Origin of the sequence: Treponema sp. J25 (genome assembly GCF_004343725.1) — a bacterium.
GTDB lineage: Bacteria > Spirochaetota > Spirochaetia > Treponematales > Breznakiellaceae > J25.
In genome coordinates, this window is sequence record NZ_PTQW01000015.1 from 12,309 (window position 1) to 34,092 (window position 21,784).

14 protein-coding genes are annotated in these 21,784 nt (G+C 48.6%); 7 read left to right on the plus strand and 7 right to left on the minus strand.

The window, feature by feature from the left end:
- Positions 1–104: 104 nt before the first annotated feature.
- The gene (locus C5O22_RS05990; protein ID WP_132780304.1) at positions 105–2,783 is read right to left on the minus strand and encodes a hypothetical protein; all 2,679 of its coding nucleotides are present in this window, start codon (positions 2,781–2,783) and stop codon (positions 105–107) included.
- Between the two features lie 319 nt (positions 2,784–3,102).
- On the opposite strand from C5O22_RS05990, the gene C5O22_RS05995 reads away from it, so the two are divergent.
- Together C5O22_RS05995 and C5O22_RS06000 are read left to right on the plus strand one after the other, a co-directional pair.
- Positions 3,103–5,976, plus strand: a complete 2,874-nt coding sequence (locus tag C5O22_RS05995; protein ID WP_132780305.1) for a DEAD/DEAH box helicase — start codon at positions 3,103–3,105, stop codon at positions 5,974–5,976.
- Positions 5,973–7,814: a hypothetical protein gene (locus tag C5O22_RS06000; RefSeq protein ID WP_132780306.1), complete on the plus strand. Its 1,842-nt coding sequence runs from the start codon at positions 5,973–5,975 to the stop codon at positions 7,812–7,814. The genes C5O22_RS05995 and C5O22_RS06000 overlap by 4 nt, the downstream gene beginning before the upstream one ends.
- A 166-nt stretch (positions 7,815–7,980) precedes the next feature.
- Here the strand turns inward: C5O22_RS06000 and bcp are convergent, their stop codons facing one another.
- Both bcp and msrA read right to left on the minus strand, forming a co-directional pair.
- The gene (gene bcp / locus C5O22_RS06005) at positions 7,981–8,445 is read right to left on the minus strand and encodes a thioredoxin-dependent thiol peroxidase (protein WP_132780307.1); all 465 of its coding nucleotides are present in this window, start codon (positions 8,443–8,445) and stop codon (positions 7,981–7,983) included.
- An 8-nt stretch (positions 8,446–8,453) separates the two neighbouring features.
- Positions 8,454–9,017, minus strand: a complete 564-nt coding sequence (gene msrA, locus C5O22_RS06010; protein ID WP_132780308.1) for a peptide-methionine (S)-S-oxide reductase MsrA — start codon at positions 9,015–9,017, stop codon at positions 8,454–8,456.
- A 97-nt stretch (positions 9,018–9,114) separates the two neighbouring features.
- Between msrA and C5O22_RS06015 the strand changes: the two genes are divergently transcribed.
- A complete protein-coding gene (locus tag C5O22_RS06015) occupies positions 9,115–10,155 on the plus strand; it encodes a radical SAM protein (protein ID WP_132780309.1) in 1,041 nt (346 codons plus the stop codon).
- A gap of 161 nt (positions 10,156–10,316) precedes the next feature.
- Positions 10,317–10,754, plus strand: coding sequence for an arsenate reductase ArsC (locus tag C5O22_RS06020; RefSeq protein ID WP_132780310.1), 438 nt, complete (start codon positions 10,317–10,319; stop codon positions 10,752–10,754).
- 101 nt (positions 10,755–10,855) lie between these two features.
- Here C5O22_RS06020 and C5O22_RS06025 read toward each other — a convergent pair whose 3' ends face one another.
- The 3 genes from C5O22_RS06025 to C5O22_RS06035 all read right to left on the minus strand — a co-directional run bounded on the left by C5O22_RS06025 (position 10,856) and on the right by C5O22_RS06035 (position 17,890).
- Positions 10,856–11,791: a DUF4349 domain-containing protein gene (locus C5O22_RS06025; RefSeq protein WP_132780311.1), complete on the minus strand. Its 936-nt coding sequence runs from the start codon at positions 11,789–11,791 to the stop codon at positions 10,856–10,858.
- Positions 11,792–11,922: 131 nt separating this feature from the next.
- Positions 11,923–16,545 carry an acyl-CoA dehydratase activase gene (locus C5O22_RS06030; protein WP_132780312.1) on the minus strand — a complete coding sequence of 1,541 codons (4,623 nt, stop codon included), beginning with the start codon at positions 16,543–16,545 and terminating at the stop codon, positions 11,923–11,925.
- A 268-nt stretch (positions 16,546–16,813) separates the two neighbouring features.
- The gene (locus C5O22_RS06035) at positions 16,814–17,890 is read right to left on the minus strand and encodes an alpha/beta hydrolase (RefSeq protein ID WP_132780313.1); all 1,077 of its coding nucleotides are present in this window, start codon (positions 17,888–17,890) and stop codon (positions 16,814–16,816) included.
- Between the two features lie 201 nt (positions 17,891–18,091).
- Between C5O22_RS06035 and ychF the strand changes: the two genes are divergently transcribed.
- Entirely contained in the window at positions 18,092–19,201 is a 1,110-nt protein-coding gene (gene ychF, locus C5O22_RS06040; RefSeq protein ID WP_132780314.1) for a redox-regulated ATPase YchF, read from the plus strand.
- A gap of 47 nt (positions 19,202–19,248) precedes the next feature.
- Positions 19,249–19,806, plus strand: coding sequence for an HD domain-containing protein (locus C5O22_RS06045; RefSeq protein ID WP_132780315.1), 558 nt, complete (start codon positions 19,249–19,251; stop codon positions 19,804–19,806).
- A gap of 228 nt (positions 19,807–20,034) precedes the next feature.
- Here the strand turns inward: C5O22_RS06045 and C5O22_RS06050 are convergent, their stop codons facing one another.
- Complete coding sequence (locus C5O22_RS06050; RefSeq protein WP_132780316.1) at positions 20,035–20,877, minus strand: CDP-alcohol phosphatidyltransferase family protein; 843 nt, start codon at positions 20,875–20,877, stop codon at positions 20,035–20,037.
- 28 nt (positions 20,878–20,905) lie between these two features.
- On the opposite strand from C5O22_RS06050, the gene pgsA reads away from it, so the two are divergent.
- On the plus strand, positions 20,906–21,493 hold the full coding sequence (gene pgsA, locus C5O22_RS06055; RefSeq protein ID WP_132780317.1) for a CDP-diacylglycerol--glycerol-3-phosphate 3-phosphatidyltransferase: 588 nt from the start codon (positions 20,906–20,908) through the stop codon (positions 21,491–21,493).
- The last annotated feature ends 291 nt before the right edge of the window (positions 21,494–21,784 follow it).

Consider the following 21,784-nt stretch of genomic DNA (forward strand, 5'->3'; position numbering starts at 1 on the left):
GTTTTTCTCAAAGAGCTTCGCGCCTGCCCAAGGAAGTCACACTAAACAGAGACCGTGAATCCTTTATTGAAGGGCCCACAGGCTAACACGGGGCGGCATCAGTATCATCTTTTCTGTGCTGGGGAATGAAGTACTGTGTCGATCAGTTCTTTTAACTGGGGGTCCAGGTTGGTTGAAGGTTCAGAATCAACAAAGAGCTGGTACGCTATGTAGGAGACCCCTTCTTTTTCTTCTATGATGGGGGACGACGAGAGATTTATCTGACTTTCCTCCTGGGTATACGGGTCAGCAGAAAGGGGTTCCACCTCCGCTGCTTCTTCTAGCTCTTCTAACTGACCTTCTTCCGGGAGGGCTCTCTTTGTTCCGTCTTTGCCATTTTGTTCTTCCTCCGCAGGGGTTAACAGCGTCACGTCGCCAGGTTTTACCAGGAAGGGAGAAAATAGAATATCCCCCCTAAAGGAAGCGCCCAGGTCTTCCAGATATGCCTCTTCTTCTGTGGAAGCCTCCGCTGCGGGAAGGTCCTCTTCTGATAGTGGGGGAATTTCGGGGATGGGCTCTTCTCTTGTTTGGGCATCCTCTTCTGATTCCAGTGTTTCCGCATGGGGAATTTTTAAATCCGAGAATAATGTTTTGAATGGAGATTCCACCTCGATCGGAAAATCACTAAAGGAATCAGTCTCTGTTGCAGAGGTCGCTTCTTTTTCAGTCGCAAACTCGATAGAACGGCTAATAGTATCGAGGGGCTCTTGTTCAAGGATTTCAAGGGAGGAATGCTTTTCTTCTCCTCCTTTGGGAAAACCTTCGATGGAGGTACTCTCCTCTGCGGGGGAAGCCTCTGAAGTTGCCTGGATATCTTCCTCCAGGGGGATTTCTTCGATAAAGGGTGAGGTTCCTCCCCCTTCGATGCTTTCTGTTCCTGGTTCTAGCAACGTGCCCAGTTCGGGGATTTCTTCAAGGCTTTCTAATGCTTCTACCGTTTCTAAGAGACTGGAATCCCCTGTTTCTTTTTGTATTTCTTCTTCGGGGGCGAGTTTTGCTATTTTCCCTTCTTCTCTTGTGATTTCTCGTAATTCTTCCCCTTCTTCCGGGAATTCTTCTACTTCTTCTGCGGGGGCAACCTCTTCTAGGCTTTCCACCTCTTCCACGGATGCAACTTCTTCAAGACCTTCCGCTTCTTCTACAGGGGTAACTTCTTCGGGGCTTTCCGCTTCTTCCGCGGGCGGGACTTCCTCGAGATTTTCTACTTCTTCTATTGGCGCAGTGTCTTCAAGGTTTGCTACCTCTTCTATGGGAGCGACCTCTTCGATGCTCTCTAGTGCTTCTGGTTCTGTCTCAGAATCGGCGTCGGGTAGTTCCTCGAGGGAATCCAGTTCTTCCACAGGTTCTGCCCCCGTTGTATCCGCGGTATGATAGGCCCCTGGCGCCGTTTTTTTAGGAAGGGGTGTAGGGGCTTTTGGGGCTGTTACCCGTTGTTGTAAAGCTGCGGTGCCGCCGGCCCCTGTTCCAGTAAGATAGAGGGGCAGCTTTGAGGCCAAGACCCGCTCAAAGATTTCCTGCAGTTTCTTTTCGTCCCAGGTAATGGTTGGACTTTGTTCTTTCTTTGCCCCCAGGGCAGAGAGAATTTCGTCCCACGATTTATCAATCAAGGCATCGATATCCGGGGCTTTCCTTTTTTTCTTTTTTAGGCCCCGGGTCAGTTCTTTACGGATTTCATCCCGGCGTTGCTCCAGTTCCTGGAGCCAGCGGTTCCAATCAATCTCCTGTTTTTTCTCCAGATACTCCTGAAGCAGGGCGAGCTGTAACCGTTTTAAACGCTGGTAGATGAGGGAAAGATTGTCCTGTCGGAGGTTTAATATTATAAGGGTAATAAGGAACACGGTGGAGTAAAACGAGAGAAGTAAAATGCCTTTAAAGATCCAGGGGAATTCGAAAAATTGGGATGGAACGATGCGGCCCACAAAGAAGCCCCGGGGGCTTTTTACAGAAACCAACACAAAGCGAGTAGCTGTAGTCCCGGAGATAAGGGGGATGGGGCCGAGAATTCCCTGGGTCCAGGCGCTTTGGACAGTTTCGGAAAGATTTTGCTCGGCGTTGTGGGGGAAAAGGGTGATGAGACCCCCCGGGTTCCCAATGAGGGCTACATCCTCTCCTATTTTAAGGCGGCCGGTTTGTACCAGGTGCTCCACCAGTCCCCTACTGGAAAGGGTAAAGAGGATGGTTCCTTTGTATACCTCCAGGTCATCAAAAAAAGGATAGGCTATCAGAATACGGTCAAAGGTCCCATCAAAGCGAATCAAGGGAGAATCACCGGTAGCACGGTGAATTTGTTCGTAGGGTACGTCCCGTTCATTTTCGCCGTAATTCTTATAGGCGATAGACTGGGCATCCTGTCGGAGTATATCCTCTTTAAGGGTAGAGTAATGAATGCGCTTCCCATTGCTATCGATACAGCGAATCGATTGAAGCCCCGCGGTGGTTTCCATAAGAGCGTTGGAAAGGCGTTCCCGTTCCAGAATATCTTCCCGATTCTGGTTGGTTAAAAAACTCCGGCGAAGGGCCCCTTCTTTAAGAAAGCGTTCAAACCGCTGTTCAAGCTCAGTGATATACTGGTCCGTCGTTTCTGCATCTAAGGTAACCTGGTCGCGGATATTTTGGGTTATTCGGGGATTATAAAAACGGGCTTCAATGGTATCGAAGATACCCATGAAAGCTACAACGGCAAAGATGGTACCGAGAAGAGTGGCGATTAAGAGACTGATGATTACCTTTTGTGCACCGCTCACACAAAACTCCTTGGGTACTCCTCTTACAGCAGGGGGTGCCGTTCCTACCCCTCGTTTTGAACTTTTTAAGGTATCTCCTAGTACCTATCGGCAAAAATTCTCTTCAATTGTAGAATTTTAAGGGCTGAAAAGCAATTACATCAGGATGATAGTAGGGGAGGGCGTACTGCAAAGATGATCAATTAGTATCTGTTCCGTTCTGAAAACCTCCTTACCGAAAGTCTCGGGGCTTGGGGAAAGTGGACCTCCTGTTTCCCTTGTATCGGTATTCACGAGGCTCTCTTTTCAAGGGTACTCATAATAGGGTACAACATTCCCGATGGGACGGGTGTTAAAAATACAGGAAACCGTAGGTAAAGGAGATGGGGCAAAGCCTTTCTATTTTTGTCTTTTAATACAACCGGAACATGCTGTTCTCGTTGTACTGGATGATAAGGGGAATCCCTCTATCCCTGATTACCGGCAATATCCCGGGAATGTACGGCTTGCCCTACGGGAGTATGTGACCCAGTTTCAGCAAGAGATGGGGCAGAAAGGGAATTCTCTCTGGGGCAATACTGTCATTTTCCCATTTTCTGATAAAAAAGATCCTCAGGATTCTCAGGGTATTAGTGATCCCTCCTCGACTCTCCTTGACCTTGTAATTTCCACAGGACTTTTGGTAGATGCTTCCTTTTCTCCCCTTAAAAAAGCGGAAGGGACCTATCGATTGTTCCTCCAATTAACAAAAGAAACAGACGAAAAAGTGGCGTTTCATATTGGTTTACAGAATCTGGATGATGAGTCCGTGCTTATCGTCCCAAGAGAAGCCGTTCAGAGCCGCCAATTCTTCCCTGTTCATCGGGAACGGATACTCTGCAATGGACTTTTATATCAGGTCGAAGATCTAGGTCCCCTCTGGAAACAGGTACCGGCAATAGAAGGGGCATGTAAAGAGCAAGATCTTTCTATTCATCTTTCTCTTGTGGTAAGCAATTTCCCTAATTTGGGCATTCAGTATGAAGGATTCACCCTCTATCAGGGCGAGCAGAGGATAACCCAAGGGGCTCTTTTGTTCAAAGAGGTAGATCCCTATGGGTATCTTCATCTGAGGCCGGTGTATTATCTTGAAGGATATCCTCCTGGTTTCCTGGAGGAGCAGGATATCATAAGATTGGCAGAAATCGATAGGGATTTTAAAACGATCAAAATTGCAGAGGTTCTGTATGGACCTAGCCCAGTGCAGTCGTTTAAAAACCTTTTATATAAACAGGGGAAAAGTATCGAAAAAGGTGTTTTCCAGGAAGAAAGTTACTTTATTCTAACCCCTGAGGTTGCAGAAGATCTCATAGCTAATCATTTTGTGGAATTGATGAATCATTTTGTGCTTCTTCAATCAGAAGTGCTTCATCGGTATAAGGTCCGGCTGAGTAGACCCTTGCTGAAAATGCGACTTTCCTGGGGGATTGATTTTTTGGGAGGAGAAGCACGAATCGAGATAGAAGGAAAGGATTTTTCTTTTCATGAGTTTGTTCATAGTTATGTAAAAGAAGGATATATAAAACTGGCCGATAATACCCGGCTTTATGTGCTCCCAAGGGAAATAGAGCGTCTTCGGCGTCTTGTTTCAGTAAATTCGAGGGAGAAAGAAAAAGTAGCAATTTCCTTTTTCAACTATCCGGCTCTTATAGCATTGCCAAATATTCAGGCCGAAGGGGATGGTTGGGAAAAGGCCCGGGAATTTTACGTGGGGCTCAATCATTTAGCAGAAAAAGAGGAAACATACCCTCTGGCAGAAGGATCCCTTCGTCCCTATCAAAATTATGGAGTACGGTGGCTTGCCCATGTAACTTCCCATAGACTCGGGGCTTGTCTGGCGGATGATATGGGGCTCGGAAAAACGGTCCAAGTTTTAGCACTCCTCAGAAAACATTACCAGAAGGCACCTTGTCGGCCCAGCCTTATTCTTATGCCCCGATCCCTTTTGTACAACTGGGAAGCCGAATTGAAGCGCTTTGCTCCGGAACTGGGTTATCGAATTTTCCACGGTTCCCAAAGAGATAAAGAAGATCTTCAGGATCCGTCACTCCGGGTTGTTTTATCTACTTATACCACGGCTCGGATCGATCAGGAACTTTTCCAGGCAATTCAATGGGAATATATAATCCTGGATGAATCCCAGAATATAAAAAACATGGAAAATAAAACAAGCAGGGCAATTTTAAGTTTTTCCTCACAGTATCGGATAGCCATGAGTGGAACACCGATAGAAAATAATCTAGGAGAATTATATAGTCTCTTTGCGTTCCTGAATCCTTCTCTTTTTGGTAGCTGGTCTGACTTTGTGCATACCTATATGCAGCCTATCCAGGAAAACAAAGACGCGGAAGTAGCCCGGGAATTGCGGCTTAAAATTTATCCCTTTATTTTGCGCCGACTAAAAGAGGATGTCCTTTTAGAACTCCCTAAAAAGACAGAACAAACTATGTTAATAGAGTTGGATCCCCAGCATTTGAAGCTGTATCAAATGATAGAAAGAGAACAACGGGAAGCGGTGAATGAATGTTTTGAACGAGGAGATGTGGTAAAGGGATTATTCTTACTGCTCCGGGCTATGACCGTCCTTCGGCGGCTCGCGGGTATTCCGGAAGAAGAATCTGCTTATCCGGGGATTTCGGCAAAACGGGAATATCTTCTTGACATGATAGAAAATTTGGCCGCAGAGGGTCATAAATGTCTTGTCTTTACGAATTTCATTGCCGCGGTGGAAACTCTATCGGAAGATTTGTCCCGGCGCGGCCTGGCGCACCTGGTAATGACCGGAGCTACCGTGGACCGTCAATCCCTGGTTCATCGCTTTCAAACCGATCCTTCAATAAAAGCTTTTATCATGACCCTTAAAACCGGTGGCGTGGGGCTTAATTTAACCGCCGCAGATTATGTGTTTATTTTTGACCCCTGGTGGAATCGATCTGCCGAAGCCCAGGCAATAGATCGGGTGTATCGAATAGGGCAGACAAAGCCCGTCTTTAGTTATCGTCTTATTGCAAAGGATACGATCGAAGAACGGATTCTGCAACTCCAGCAACAAAAGGTAGATTTGGTAAACACCATCCTTAATAACGATGGCGATCTGGTAAAGTCTCTAACCCCTGAAGATATCCAATTCCTGTTAGGGGGAAAGCGAAAAGATAAGGGAGTTACCGTTCTATGAAAACCTCGATGCTCATGATTCCTCCTACAAAAAAGGAACTCCTCCAAATTTTTGAAGGACTTACTCTGGTAACATTAAAACCGATGATCCAATTTTTTGCAGGGAAGGATGTGTTTAAACGAATCTCCACCAAAGAAAAGTTAGTTTCGTTTTTTGCAGATTTCCTGATGAGTTTTAATAAGGAAAGGCTAGACTTGTTTCTGGCCCAGCAACCACTCTGGCTCAAAGAGGCAATCTACAGGGGGACCTTTGAGATTTTTGTGAATTATGCGGAACTAGAAAAAAAATATGGGGTTCATCTTACGAAGGAAAAGTCCTATTCTTATTTTGGTGAACCGGATTCTCTTGATGTAGCAAAAGAACCCGGCCTAAGCCTTTTTGTTGTTCTCCGATCAGGCTTTTGCTGGATGCATGAGATATTTCGTCGTATCTTTTTCCAGTATTTAGACAAGCCAGAAGGATATGTCTACACGGGAGAAGAAAAGGAACCCACCACTTTCTGGAGTAATGAAAGTTTTATTCTCGAGAATGGTTCTTTGTTGGTCCGAGTCTGTGAAGAAGTATATACTGAAAATTCTGATAAAACCGTTGTGGAGTGGCTTAAAAAAGGACTTAAAAAAGAAACTATCCGGAAAATGCGATCCCTTTCGGGGCAACCTGAATTCCCCATCGGAGGTACCTTAGGCCTTGATCCGATCGAACTATTTTTCAGGTGGTACGTTCCCTTTCGAAAGGAACTTAAATTTCAAGAGAATGATATGCTTGCCATGGTTCAGCAATTGTTTTATTTGTTTTTCCCTGTACAGGGAAAACAAAACCTGGTATCTCTTAAAATGGGGAGCTTTTTTGAATTCCTTGTGCTGGCGGAGCATCTTTCCTTACGACGTATTAATGATGGAGACTTACCTCTTAGTATACCTCAGTGTCGCTTCCTCTTTTCTGAAGTCTTTACCGAATGTGCTCAAAATGGTGGATGGTATTCGGTAGAACGCCTGTATCGTTCTCTTTTTTTACAGGGGTATCGATTTAGTTTTGCTGATCCTTATATTGAACAGTATGCTCTTCATAAGGTTGCCCAAGGGGTAGTGATTGAGGGTGATAAAATTATAGAGTCCAACTATACTGGATCAATATGTGTGTGGGGTCCCCAGGCCCATCGCCTTTTATATTTACCCCTTTTTAAAGGATATTGGTATTTGCTTGCTCTTTTAGGACTGGTAGAAATTGTAGAAGAAATCCCGGAGCCTTCTCTTATCACTGGACAGACGAATACCCGAAAGGTTTGTTCGGTCTATGATGGACTTTCCATGGTTCGGGTTACGAAGTTGGGGCAGTATTGCCTTGGTTTACTCCAATCTTACCAGATTCCCGATCGAGGTTCCTATGAAGTTCTGGCAGATAAGGACCTACTCTTAATCACGTTTCGGGGTACATCTTTGGAACGGAAACTCTTTCTGAGTCAAATTGCCGAACCGCTGGGAAACGAGCGGTATCGAGTGACTGAAGCTTCTTTTGTGCGGGGTTGTAAAAACTTTAAAGATGTGGAAAAAAGAATAACTACCTTTAAACGACTTATAGATCCCGAACCTTCTGAACGCTGGCAACGGTTTTTTAAGGGACTTCGAGATCGGGCTGCTCTGTTGAGTCGTTCTGAAACAGCAATGGTTTTTGATGTCTCAGGACAGATAGAAACAGCTTATTTGCTTTTGCAAAATAAGAAGCTTCGCCATTTGTGTTATCTTGCAGAAGACAATCATATTGTAGTGCTTTTTCGAAATCGGCAAAAATTTCTCCAGATTGCGGAATCAGAGGGTTTTTTTACTGGTCTTTCTGAGTAAAAAGCCTTTACATTCCCTCAAATGATATCCTTTTACGCCTATCTATTCTTATAACAATAAAATTTCCCTTCTTTTTTTGGAAAGTGGACATCCGGTTTCCTTGTACCGACATTCACAGGTCTCTTTCCTCTCCCCCTTTGTTTTATTCAGAGACCTTCACAAACCCTCATTTCGAATTTTTTAAAAAATTCAGGACCTCTTCCCCATGACCTTCCGGTTGTACCTTGGGGAATACCTTTCTAATAATGCCGTCTGGCCCAATGATATAGGTACAACGGATGGTCCCCATCACTTTTTTGCCATACATAGTCTTTTCTCCCCAGGCCCCGTAGGTTTGCATGGTCTGGGTACTCTCATCGGACAAAAGATAAAAGGGAAGGTTGTACTTTTGTTTAAATTTCTTGTGGCTTTGGGGACTATCTTTACTAATCCCGATTACCACCGCTCCTTGAGCAAGAAGGGCGTCGTAGACATCCCGTACCGAACAGGCTTCAGTGGTACAGCCCGGCGTGTTGTCTTTGGGATAAAAATAAAGAACAACCCATTTCCCTTTAAAGTCTGATAGACTGTGCAAATTCCCTTCTTCGTCCGGTAAGGTGAAAGAAGGGGCCTCTGTACCAACGACTAACATACAGCCTCCTACTGAATGTGTTTCTGATGTATCATATCTTTTTGCCTTAACAAGGCATGGCTTTTAATCTTTTCTACCTTTGGGCTGATAACAAATTGACAGTATGAATTATAGGGATGATTACGGTAATAGTCCTGGTGATATTCTTCCGCTTCCCAGAACGTTGTGAGGGGTACTACTTCGGTTACGATGGGGCGATGCCAATAGGCCTGATGTTCCTGGATCTTCTGTCGGGCTATGGTCGCTTCTTCTTCGGTTTGATACAGAATTATGGAACGGTATTGGGGCCCCACATCGGCTCCCTGGCGATTTTCGGTGGTTGGATCGTGGCTGGTAAAGAAGATATCTAAAAGTTCGGCGTAACTAATCTGCTCTGGATCATAGGTAATTCGTACCACTTCAGCATGGCCTGTTTTGCCGGTGCATACCGCCTGATAGGTTGGTTGTGGAGTCGTTCCGCCGGCGTATCCATTGGTTACGTCGATAACCCCCGGAACCATTTCGAAGACCGCTTCCATGCACCAGAAACATCCGCCTCCCAGGTATGCCTGGGCTCTTTCTTTCGTTTCCATGATTATAATATACTGAATTTAGAGAAATAAATGACTAAAAGAGTAAATAAAAAGGGACAGGGCATCCTTTGCAAAAAGAGTACTACAGGAGGTCGCTGTGGAGAATAGAAAAGGCATTCGGGGGCCCGAGGAAAAACATGCAGAATTTTCTCTTGTGTATCCCGTGTATTCCCGTCGCAGCGGGGGCCTCTCCTTAGGCATTAACCTTTTCCTCTCTGAAAAGGTGTGTTCCTTTGATTGTCCCTACTGCGAAGTATTCCCTCCGGTTTTGCCAGAACAGAATCTGGAAAAAGATTTTCCATTCGGGGCCTCGGGATATGGAAGCCCTAATGTTACCCTTTCCTCCAACGAAAGAGACGCCTTTTTAATAAGCCTGGAGCAACAACTTCGGCATCACATATCGTTACTGGATAGCGTAAAGGGCGAAGGAAAGGCCCTCTCTGGACGGAACTCTATCAGAGACATCTCCTTTTCCGGTAATGGAGAGCCGACCCTTTCGCCTTTTTTTGTCCCCGCCCTTGAAATGGTTCACCGGGTCCGAATGGAACTGGTGCCTTCTGCTGCTCTGGTACTCATTACCAACGGAACTGGCTTTCTGCGGCCTGAAATTTTTGATGCCCTGGTGGTGGCGGCCTGCGGGGAGTTTAATCTGGATATCTGGCTCAAGGTGGATGCGGTCACCGATGACTGGTTTCGTCGTATGAGTGGGAGTTCCATACCCAGGGAGAGCCTTCATAAGGCCTTTCTGCGGTTTGCTGCCCACGCCCCCTTTACGGTGCAAACGATGGTATGTAGCATAGACGGCGTATTACCACCCGATACCGAAGTTATTGCGTGGGAACACTTCATTCTCCGTCTTTGTCAGGCGGGGCAGAATGAACGGGGTAAGGAATCTTTTGAAAAGGGAACGCTGAATCCAGCCTCTGGTGAAAATGGGGTATCTGTTTCCTGCTTTCAAAACACACCCCCTGTGCGGGGACCCCGACGGGTCCACCTCTATGGGAAAGCCCGTCCTTCCCCTCATGACCCCCGGGCAGGGATGGCTCCTCCCGCCTATCTGGAAGAGCGGGCCGCTTCGTTGCGGCAGTTCCTTCAACAAAATGGCTATGCCCACATTCCCGTAGAAGTCTTCCCGTAAGGAACTATTCAGCAAATAACAAATATCTCTAGAAAAGCTGGAAACCACCAGACTAAGATTAAGAAATCTTTTTCTAAAAAGCTTTTATATTGTTTTAGTCCTTCCTTAATAATTCCTTAATATTTTACTTTTACAGTAATAAAAAATGGAAAGGGGGAACTATGATAAAGGTTTTGTTTCTCTGTGTGCATAATTCAGCCCGTAGCCAGATGGCAGAGGCCTTTTTAAAAAAATACGGCGGAGAGTATTTCGATGTGGAGAGTTCGGGCCTTGAACCGGGGAAACTAAACCCCTATGTGGTCCGGGCCATGGCTGAGGTAGGGATTGATATTTCCCATAATCCGGTCAAAGATGTTTTTGACCTCTATCGAGCGGGAAAACACTACAACCTTGTTATCACCGTATGTTCTCGAGAGGCGGCGGAAAAATGTCCTATTTTCCCCGGAATTCATGAACGGTTGTACTGGCCTTTCCCGGATCCTTCTAGTTTTACCGGAACCGATGAAGAAATCATGGAACAGGTACGCCAGGTTCGAGATATGATCGAAGCTAAAATCAAAGAATTTGTGGCTACCTATCGGGAAAGGACTCAAAAATAAGATCCTTTTGCAAGAGGGCCCCCCTGAGGAGGTCCCTTCTACTTCCCTGCTTCAGGGGGATTTTTGCAACCCCTTTTTTTATAGGAGGATAAACTAAGCTTTTATATTTCCCTCCGGGGTGGGGCTTTTTTCTCAGAATGTATCAATCTGAAAAGCTTTCGGACGAGCCCTATCTTGCCGAAAGAAAGATACCAGACAAAGGCGCCTATCAGAAGCAGGGGAATGCCGTATACCACAAGGCCAATTATGACGATAACTATGTTTCCCAGGGTTTCCCCATAACTGGCAAAGAACTCCTGGAGTTTTTCTAGAAACGTGCTTTTTTCTGAGCCCGTTGGCATCAGGGGTTCTAAAACAAGATTGATGGTGCTGTACGCTATTTGTTGGCTGAGCTGGGTAAAGGAACCTTCCAGGCGTTCCAGTTCGTAGGTTGCGTCGGACAGGGCCTGTTCCACCTTAAGGATTTCCTCGATATTTTTTGCGCTTTTAAGGTACTCCCGGTACCGTTCTACCAGGGTGCGTTTGTTTTTGATCCGTTGTTCCAGATCAAAATAGGTGTCGGTTACATCCTCGGTAAAGATATTTTTTGTCCGTACTTTGCCGAGTTGTTCCAATCGGGTAAGCATGTTCTGAAACTGTTCCCGGGGCACCCGGATTTCGGCGGTAATGGATTCCTCCGTGGTGGTTTGATGGGCTAGATATGCCCCAAAGCTTTTGAGCAAATCCGTGACTTCGCTAAAGGCCTTTTGTATGTCCGATACCCGAAGCTCTACCTGAGCCCGGTAGATGAGTTTCCGTTCCTTGGGGACCGTTTCGCCGGCCACAGGGCCACCACTCGTGGAATCGTCAATACGTTGAGGAAGGCCTTCCTGGGCATCCAGCAAAAGTCCCTCTGCTTCAGGGCTCGGAGCCACCATCGGTCGGGCGGCCGCAAGGGCCTTTTCTGTTCGGACTGCTCCGGCGCTGTTTTTTGCACAGGAAAAAAGAAATACCCCCGTTACCATAGCTATAAAAACACGCCGACGTACGGTTTTCATCTATCCCCCCTTTAAAATAAATCTACCCCCTTTGCGCAGAGGGGGTACAGAAATCCTGTTGGGTGGCCCCTTTCTTGTTACGAGGGGCTTATCCACGAAACTTGCCGTGACGGAACTCGCCCCAAAACTCCCTAGGTGCCGTATTTTGCCAGGTATGGTTCTACGAGGTCGTTCTTGTAGGCCCCCGTCCCATCGTAGGTGATGGTCAGGACCGGTACCCCCGTCAGGTTTTCGATGGCCTGGCTCATCCCTTCCGTTACCAGCGAGGCGCAACAGAAGGCCGGCGCCGCCTGAACAAACAGGTTGATGTCGGGATACTCGTCCAGTAATTTGAGCACCTTAAGGGCATTGTCGTAGTTTTCCCCTGACATTTCCGGACGCAACCCCAGGTAGGTGTATGCCAGGTGTCGCTTTTTGTTGGTCCAACTCCCCTCGCTGAGACGAACCCCGGTTCCGCGGGCAAGCCGCCGTTCTACCGAACTGATGGCCGCCATAACAGTTCGATAGGCCATCCAGGGCCCGTACCGCCGTTCAATCAGGAGCCGCTCAAAGAAGGCATCCACCGTGGCCTTAAGGTATTCCACGTAGGAGGTAACCACCACTTCTCCACCCGCTTTTTCTATCGCCTTGATAAGGTCCTGGTTGAAGATTTCGTTGTCCCGCACATAAAAGTCGCCAAAGATAGCCACCTTTGGCCGGGGCTGCTCTGACCGTTCAATATACTGCATGGCAGTCCCAATTTCTTGGATGAGGGCGGTCATGGACTGGTGTTTTTCTAAGGCTTCGATACATCGCCCCAGGGCTTTCTGGATGAAACTATCGGTGCTCCCTGGTATTTTTTCGTAGGGTCGGATGCGACAGCCGATTTTTCGGAGTGAGCCCCCCAGGGCAAAGGCGTAATAGGCATCCAGGGTCATCCGGGGCGATACATCAAAGAACACCATATCCCCATTATAAATCTGCACCTTCTCAAGACCATTCCCCTCTCGTTTAAAGAGGGTCTCCAATTGAAGCGGATACAGGGGGATATTGCAGGGCCACAGGGCCCGCACCATCCAGAGGGCAGTTCTGGCGGGATCCAGTCTATGGTGTTCAATGTAGGTCTTAGTTTCATAGGCGATCACGCTGACGGGGATACACTGGCCTGAGTTATAGGTCATGGCCCGCTGAATGTATTCCCGCTTTTCTTCGAGCACATGGGCATCTATGCCATTACCCCGCAGGGCCGCGGCAAGGAGCTGGCACACCAGGGGATCCCAGCTGGGAAGAAGCACCGTCTTATCCCGGGGAAAGATCTTCGCCGGCGGGGCGCTTCCCTTAGAACCGGGGGAACTGGCTGCATCCACCGGTTCGCCCTGGGGGTCAGGTTTTTTCTGGCCCCGGGATTCTGACGTGGCGGTTCGTTGCAGGGTCGAAAAATGATTGCGGAAGGCCCGAACTGCCGCCTCTACCCGGGTTTCGTAGCCCACCGCCGAGTCGTGTTCGTCTACCTGCAGGATAAGATAGGGTTTTTCCGCTTCGTCCAGGATCCGTTTAAAGGTTTCCATTGCAAAAGAATCGGGTCCGCATTTGAAGGATGTTACCAGTACAGGGTACACCTGGGGATTATCCCGGCAGTACAAGGCGGTTTCCACCACCTTTGAAGCATAGTACCAATGGTAGGCCTGGAGTTGATGTTCCTGCTGCCACTGTTGAGATGGGGGGAGCATGTCGTGGAAAAAGACTTTAAGGCCGTGTTCCGCAAAAAGATCGGGAATTCCCTTATTCATCCCCTTACTCAGGGCTGTATAGGGTCGCCCCGTAAGAACGATGGCAAACTCCTCTTCTTCCGGTCGTACCTTGGTGTACAGTTCTTTCAGGGTTTCATCGTAGGCCCGCTTTATCCGGTGAATGTCCCGGAGAAGTTTTTCAATAAGAGAGGGTCGGGGAAGTTCAATCCCTAATTTCTGGTAGAGGGGGCGGAGGCTTTCCCGCAGTTCTTCTACCGCCTGTTCGCTTTTCCCAAAGGGGGCGTACACCAGGGGGCGCAAAAGGCGTTCCGGCGCACCGGTAGCCACGGAGATCAGCATGGGAACGTACTGAGAATAATTGCAGTAAAAACGGCGTTCCCCATCGTTGGTGGCGGGTTTTTGGTCCTGCCGCGGAGGGGCTTCAAGATAAATGGGCATGAACACGTAATCACAGGTTTGGAGCAGCGCCGCCGTCTGACCGTGGATCATCGAAATAGGGGCACAGAAGTCGGCCCCCGCAATTCGCTTGCCCTCGATAAGGCTTGTGCTGGTATCTTCGCCCGGGACAACCGTAAAACCGAGGCTCTGGAAAAAGTATTGCCACAGCCGCCAATCTTCCTGCAGGTAGAGGGCCCGGGGGATTCCTATTTTGATATGCTTAAGATCTTCTGGCCCATGGCGGTCCTGTGGGGTTTCTTTTGGGGAAAGCCCCTGGAGGGCCCGTTCCGCCGCCTGGTGAAGATAATCGTTAAAGAGATCGATGGTACCGGTGGAAAATCCTACCACCGCGGAGGAAAGCCTTTCTACCAGATTCTGGGGCTTTGGGCTCTGCGAAGGATTCCCAATCCGTTGAATACATCGCTCCAGAAGGGCCCGCCGCTCCCGGATGAGATCAAAGCCCGATCGATTCCGGGATACATACGTGCGATCTCCCGCTCCCCGGCCGCAGAGGTAGCCGTACACAATTTCTTCGCCCTGAACGGTGATGATATGGAGTTTACAGTGGTTGGGGCATCCCGAACAGAGGTCGTTCCGTTGTTCTATGTTCTCATAGGCTAGCTGAAAACCTTTAAAGGCACTCTTTTGCGCCGCTGTCCCCTGGAGAGCATAATGGGGCATTCTTTCTTCTTGGGAGGTATCCCCTTGGACCAGGTTTTTCTCGTCGATGTTCGAAGAAGTCCCGGCTTTCTGAACGGCATTTGGGGTCCCCTTTGCCCGGCAATCTTCTTGGTACTGCAGGATGGCCCCCATCGCTCCCGTAAGATGACAATAGGGGGATACCGCGATGGGTTTTCCCAGACGTCGTTCAAAGGCTGCGACCAGAGCTTTGTTTTTTGCGGTAGCCCCCTGGAAGACGATGTGGTCCCCAATCGATCCTTCCATGGCAACCTTGGAAAGATAGTTGTCGCATACCGAAAAGAGGGTGGCCACGAGCAATTCTTCCACCGTGTAGCCTTCATTTTGATAGTTGTTCAGGTCCCGCTCCATGAACACGGTACAGCGATCACTCGTGGCAGGAGCGGGGTGCCCAAAGGCTCGATCCGCGTAGTCCCGGATGGGAACCCCTAATTTATTGGCCTGCTCTTCGATAAAGCTCCCCGTCCCGGCAGCACAGACCGTATTCATCTGGCTGAAGACCACCACCCCATCTTTTAAAACGGTGAACTTGGAATCCTGCCCCCCGATTTCGATTATCGTATCTACCCGGGGATCGAGGGTGACGGCGGCCCGGGCATGGGCGGTAATTTCGTCGATAATGCCGTCGGCCCCGATAATGGCGCCGATAAGTTTTCGCCCCGAACCGGTGGTGGCACAGGAAAGGACGGTAAAGGGAATCCGGTACGTCTTCTGGATGTGGTTAAGGGTATCCAGAAGCCCCTGTACCGCCCGGATGGGGTCCCCGGCAGTACGGGTGTAGAGCCCCAGCATCATGTGATTATCCTGATCCATGATGGCGGCTTTTGTACTGGTGGAACCGATATCAATCCCCACATGGACCCCCACGGCTCCCGTCTCTTCTTTCGCGGTGGTATAGGTTCCCAGATCCTGGTAGATATCCACTTCCACCGGGTTCTTTTCTCCCAAAAGGGGTGAAACATACAGTTCACTTTTCCAGGCTGTAAAAGATGGATAGTTCCCCCGGGTCCCTTCCAGGGGCGCATGGACATAGGACCGTTTTTGCTCCTGGTGTCCTAGAATTTCTTGAATGCTGCGGACCTGAAAACCGGCAAGCCCCTTTGAATTTGGCGACTGCTCCGCCGCCTGGGCCCGCCATAGGGCTCCCAGGGCCCCATAAAAGGGGGCTAGTTCATCGGTCTGGATGGGGCAGTGGGCAAGTTGTGAGAGGTGGGCCACAACCCGCTGGTTCAAAGCGACGCCCCCAACCATGATGACGGGCGCTTCCAGGGTTTCGCCGGGGAAAAGGGTGTCCGCGATGTTTCGGGCAAGGCCGCTGCAGAGGCCCTCTGAAATTTCTGCCAGGGACCAGCCTTCTTGTTGCGCATGAATCAGGTCTGTTTTGGCAAAGACGGAACAGCGGCTTGCAATCCGGGGAATTGGTTCCCCCGCCTGGCTGGCCAGTTCTGCGAGTTTCGCCGCCGAACTAATTCCCAGGCGGACCGCCTGCTGGTCCAGGAAGCTCCCGGTTCCCGCTGCACAGGTTGAATTGGCCCGGATTTTTCGGTACGAACCCTGTTCATCAAAAATGATGCGGGCGAATTTCTCTGACCCCACGAGGAGAATGTTTCGAACAGAGGGATATCGTCGTTTTACCGCCTCGATAAAACAAATCTTATTTTCCCCTCGATAGTCCGCGTGGACAAAATAGGGAGTGCTGGTGGTGGCTCCCACAAGGCTGAATTTTTGATAGGGGCTTTCGCTTAATAGGTGGTGTAACACTTCATAGGGTTTCCCCCGATGATAGGCGTACTCTTTGTGGAGAATTTCCCCTGTCTCATCGGTAATAATGATTTTTGCGGTGGTAGAACCACAGTCGATGCCGAGAAATAACGCTTTTTCTTTCATGCCCCCAAGCTTAGTCAGGAATACAGGATGGGTCAAGATGTAAGAGTTGGACGTTTGTCCTGGGCCTTTTTCCCCACTAAAGACCCGATGGGGCTTTCAAGATGTAAGCCTGGGGCTTGTATCACTTTGTAAAATGTGTGGCGCCTCCTATCGGTCCGGGGCGTTCCTCTTAATAAAGGTCCGGCTTGTCTATCAAGATATAAGAATAGGGAACTTGTTCTCTTGTAAGGTTGATGGCGCTCCCTATCGGTCCGGGGCTTACAAAAGTTCAGGGGGCGGTAAAAAATTGTTCAATAGTCGTCAGGAGTTCTTCTACGGGAGCACGGGAATCGAGCTCAAAGTGATCAATGTTTTTTAATCGAACACGCTGAACATGGGGAGCCCTCGCCGTAATATACCGGGCGTTATACTCGCTATTCACCACCTCATCATGGTCCGGTTGAATCAGGATGGTTGGGGGAAGCCGCAAATCCTGAATTTTTTGCGCCCCCCTTTCCCATGTAACCAGTTCATCGAACCAGTGGACAGGAAAGACCCGGAGCCCCAGGGGACTGGCAGAATAGGCGGCGGTGTGGTGCAAAAAAGGTTTGGTGAAGAAACGAACCCCCTTTGCCAGGTTCCACCAGGCTGTTCGCACAAGGGGGGCGTATAGGGCAAGTCGTTCAAAGGGGGCGGTGTAACGGCTACAGTAGTCCAACAAGGCAAGTCCTCCTGTGCTGTGCCCCAGGGCCATCCAGGGGCGGGGCAAGCGGGGGAGCAATTCTTCTACTAAGCACTGCACCATATCTCCATAAAGATGAAAACCTGGCACATCACCTCGCTTCCCCGTGGAAAGACCGTGGCCAGGAAGGTCGGTAAGCAGGACCACCCATCCCCGGGAAAGGAAATACCCCGCCGTCGGGCTGAGGCGGCTACTATCCGATACATAGCCGTGGAGCATAAGGATAGTTCCCCGTGAAGAAGGGTCGGATGGTATCAATATATGGACAAAAAGCTGGTAATCTCCCCAGGGCGAAGGAAGGGGGATGAACCCATACTGATGGGTAAAGGGACTTTTTATGGCAAGGCGCTCATAAAATTCAGTAAGATATGTGTGAAGAGCTGTTTTCCCCTGGGAAGAAAACTCTGCCGTGGCCTGTGGTGCTCCCTCGAATTCTTTTGTAGAAAGAGGAAAAGTTGTAAAAGGGCTCGGCGGCTGTGATTCCCCTCCTTCCTTAATCGAAACATCGGTAAGATTTTCCCAGATTGCATCCCGGAAGGCCACGGAAGGATCCTGCGCCGGCGGCAGCGTCGCGCAAGAGACAATAACGAAGGAAAAACAAAGCACCCCTATGATACATTTCATGATGGAGGTAGTATACTATGCTTTTCTTGTGAAAGGGGACTCCTTGTTTGATTTTCGAAGTCCTATTGTTCCTTATTGCTTGCCTCCTGGCGGGGCCTGAAAAAATAGCCGTTTTTTCATTTCTGACGATTCCCCCGATTATCCTTTTTTGTCTTTCAAAAACTCCTTGACCCCCCTTTCCTTTCTCCGTAGAATGCCTGCATGGCGTTAAACTGTGGCATTGTGGGACTTCCGAACGTAGGAAAGTCCACCATTTTTTCTGCCCTTACCTCGGCCCCCGCCGAGGCGGCGAATTATCCCTTTTGTACGATTAACCCCAATGTGGGCATTGTGGATGTCCCCGATTTTCGTTTAAAAAAATTGGCGGAAATTTTTAATCCCAAACGGGTCGTCCCCGCTACGGTAGAATTTGTGGATATCGCCGGACTGGTAAAGGGGGCAAGTAAAGGAGAGGGTCTGGGAAATCAATTTTTATCCCATATTCGAGAAGTGGGGGTTATCGCCCATGTGGTTCGCTGCTTTGATAACCCTGACATTATTCATGTGGCCAACCGGGTAGACCCCTGGGATGATATAGAAACCATCAATACAGAACTGGCCCTGGCGGACCTCGAAACCCTTCAGAAGCGCCGGGAGCGGGCCGAGCGGGCCCTCAAGGTCCAGGGAAAGGACCAGCAAAAACAGGCGGAACTTACTCTTCTTGCAATCCAGAAGGTTCAGGCGGTGCTGGAACAGGGAAAGCCCGCTCGCAGTGCGCCCCTTTCGGAAGAAGAGCGAGTTGCCCTCTATGATGCCCATCTTATCACCATGAAGCCCCAAATTTATGTGTGTAACGTGGATGAACAGGGAATGAGGGGCGACAATCCGTACGTGGCCCAGGTGCGTTCTATTGCCGCTGCGGAGGGGACGGAGGTAATTAAGATTTGTGGCAAATTCGAAGCGGAACTGGCGGACCTCGAAAGCGAAGAGGAAAAACGGGCCTTTTTAGCGGAATTGGGCCTCGAAGAATCGGGCCTTTCGCTCCTTATCCATGCGGCTTATCGGCTTCTGGGATTACGGACCTTCTTTACGGCAGGAGAGGATGAATGCCGGGCCTGGACCATCCATGCGGGCGATACGGCTCCAAAGGCCGCCGGGGTTATCCATTCAGACTTTGAGAAGGGGTTTATAAAGGCCGAGGTTTATTCCTTCGAAGATCTCATCACCTATGGATCGGAAGCAAAAATAAAGGAGGCCGGGAAGTACCGAATCGAAGGGAAAGAATATGTAGTCCAGGATGGGGATATCATGTTCTTCCGCTTCAATGTGTGAGACGGTAACCGTTGCAGGCTACAAAATATCGTACCACGGAGGAATGTATGATTCCTACAAGAGAACAGGCGGAACGTTTGTGGCGAACCTACAACGATGATGTGGCTTTGTGGCGTCATGCCCTGGCGGTGGAAGCGGCCATGCGACACTTTGCGGGTCTGTTTGGAGAGGATCCAGACCTCTGGGGAGTGGTAGGCCTGTTGCATGATATCGATTATCAACGGTATCCCGACCAGCACTGCAAAGTTGTTCGGGGCCTTTTACAGAAAGAAGGAATAGATGAACTGACTATTCGGGCTATAGAAAGCCACGGCTGGGGCATCTGTACCGATGTGGAACCCCAAAGTCTTTTAGAGAAAACCCTGTATGCGGTGGATGAACTTACCGGTTTTGTCACTGCCTGCGCCCTGGTGCGGCCCTCCAGAAGTGTTATGGACCTCGAAGTGTCGTCGGTGAAAAAGAAATGGAAGACCGCGGCCTTTGCGGCAGGGGTAAATCGGCAGGTAATCGAAAAAGGGGCCGAACGACTGGGGATGCCCCTGGATCAACTTATCCAGGAAACGATCCTGGCGATGCGCAAGGTGGCCCCTGCGATTGGCTTATAAAAAAACGCCCCATTGGCTTGTAAAAAGTCCCTTGATTGGTCGGATTTTTGATCAAGCGGATTTTAGATATTTAAAAACGGCCGTTCTTTCTGGTACTGGTTCGGCGCTGGTTTACTCGTGGCCCTCTTTTTACCAGCTGCCCTGGCAGGTCCCCGTTCAATGCTGTTCAAGTCGGGCCACCCTTTTCCCCACAAGGACCACTGTGGAATTCCCCGTTTTCTGCAAGGGTTACGCACGGTTCTTTTTAATGAGTCCCGCTTGAGAAAGAAAGTAGTACAGCTTGTCCCCAATCGATATAAACACGATAAGGGCCGCCCCTATTTCGAGTATATCGATAAAAGGAATAAGGAATTTTGCTTTTGGCACTAGTCTCAGGGGCTCCATAACAAATAATACCATCACAGAGGCAATCGTCATCTTCCCGAGAATGGTGGGCCGCGGTTCAAAGGTTTTATACTTTGTAATAAGGATGAGCATGCTCAGGGCCTGAAAAAACAGGCGGAACATAAGCAATATAAAAAACCAGGGTTTGATAATCTGGAAACGGACATAACTGATAGCAATAACTATAAGGAGCGAGTAATCCCCCACCGAATCCAGCACCTTTCCCATAAGGGTTACCTGATGGAAAAGCCGGGAGATTCTTCCGTCGAGCAGGTCTGTTATAAAGGTGATGCAAAGGGCGGCAATTAATACCGGCCCCAGGGGCTTCTCTTTGCTTAATAGAATAATGAAAAGGATAAGAGGCAACGATGAAAGACGGAAGAGGGTTATCTTGTTAGCCACGTTAATATGATCGAGGGGATGCTGGGTTTCTATTATATAGAAGAAAGAACGAAGCTTGATAAGAAAAATAATAATTCCCCCGTGGAAAACTATCTGGGCCAACAAAAAAAGCCCAATACTTCGAAGGGTAAATGAATACATCCTGTGCAGAAAGAAAAATATCCCTATTTCAATAAGGGCGTATATTGAGACGGTTAGCAAAATAGAATGGATAAGCTTTCTTTCTTCCTTCATGCCTGAAACAGCCTTTTCCGTATCCGCTAGTACGATATTATTACTTGACATGAGGGTTGTCAAATCCCATACTGTGTTTATGACAGTAGCGGATAAAGTAACCTCTTTCAGGCTCGTGGTGGGGCCTGTTTTTTATATCGTGTATTTTTTTCATTCCTGGCTTGGTATTGTTGCTCCCGCGTGGACGGTGCCGGTCCTATGGATTCTTTTTATCACCGGCGAGGTGAGTGACGCCGTGGATGGTTTTGTAGCCCGTGCGCGAGGGGAAGTAGGTGATTTTGGAAAGCTCTATGACCCCTTTGCGGATGTCCTGTTTCGGCTTACCTACTTTTTTTGTTTTACCTTAGATGGAATTCTCCCAGCCCTTCTTTTGGGAATAATTGTATACAGGGAATTTGCCATCCTTTTTTTACGGACCCTTTTTATGCAAAAAGGAATTAGCCAGGGGGCCCGCAAGGGAGGTAAGATAAAAGCCCTTACCTATATGGTAACGGGGACGCTGGCATTGTTGGTGGTAAGTCTAGAGCGCTTCTCTGTGGATGGCCCCTTTGTGACGCTCATAAGAAATGGGGCCCTCTTCTTTTTTGTGGGGGCTGTTTTTTTATCCCTCTGGTCCTTCGCAGATTATGTAAAAGTTTATTTTACTATTAGTAACGAAAAGGCGTAGCAGGTTTGTAAACTTTCTATTGAACTTTTCCCTTTAATCGATAATCGATGGGCGCTTCCTTGGTCCAGTTTTTGCTTTTATCATATCCCCGCCAAGGACCGATGACGAGCAAACAGGTGAGCATGTACCAAGACTTTCCGCGGAGATCAGGGTCAGGAATATCGTTTATGTTGATACATTATACCTCATAAATACCGTAACAGGGCTAGTTCATTGGGTTTTTGGGGTAGGCCCCAGGGATACTTCTATACTTAAAAACCCACAAATTTTCTTTCAAAAACCCTTGACAGG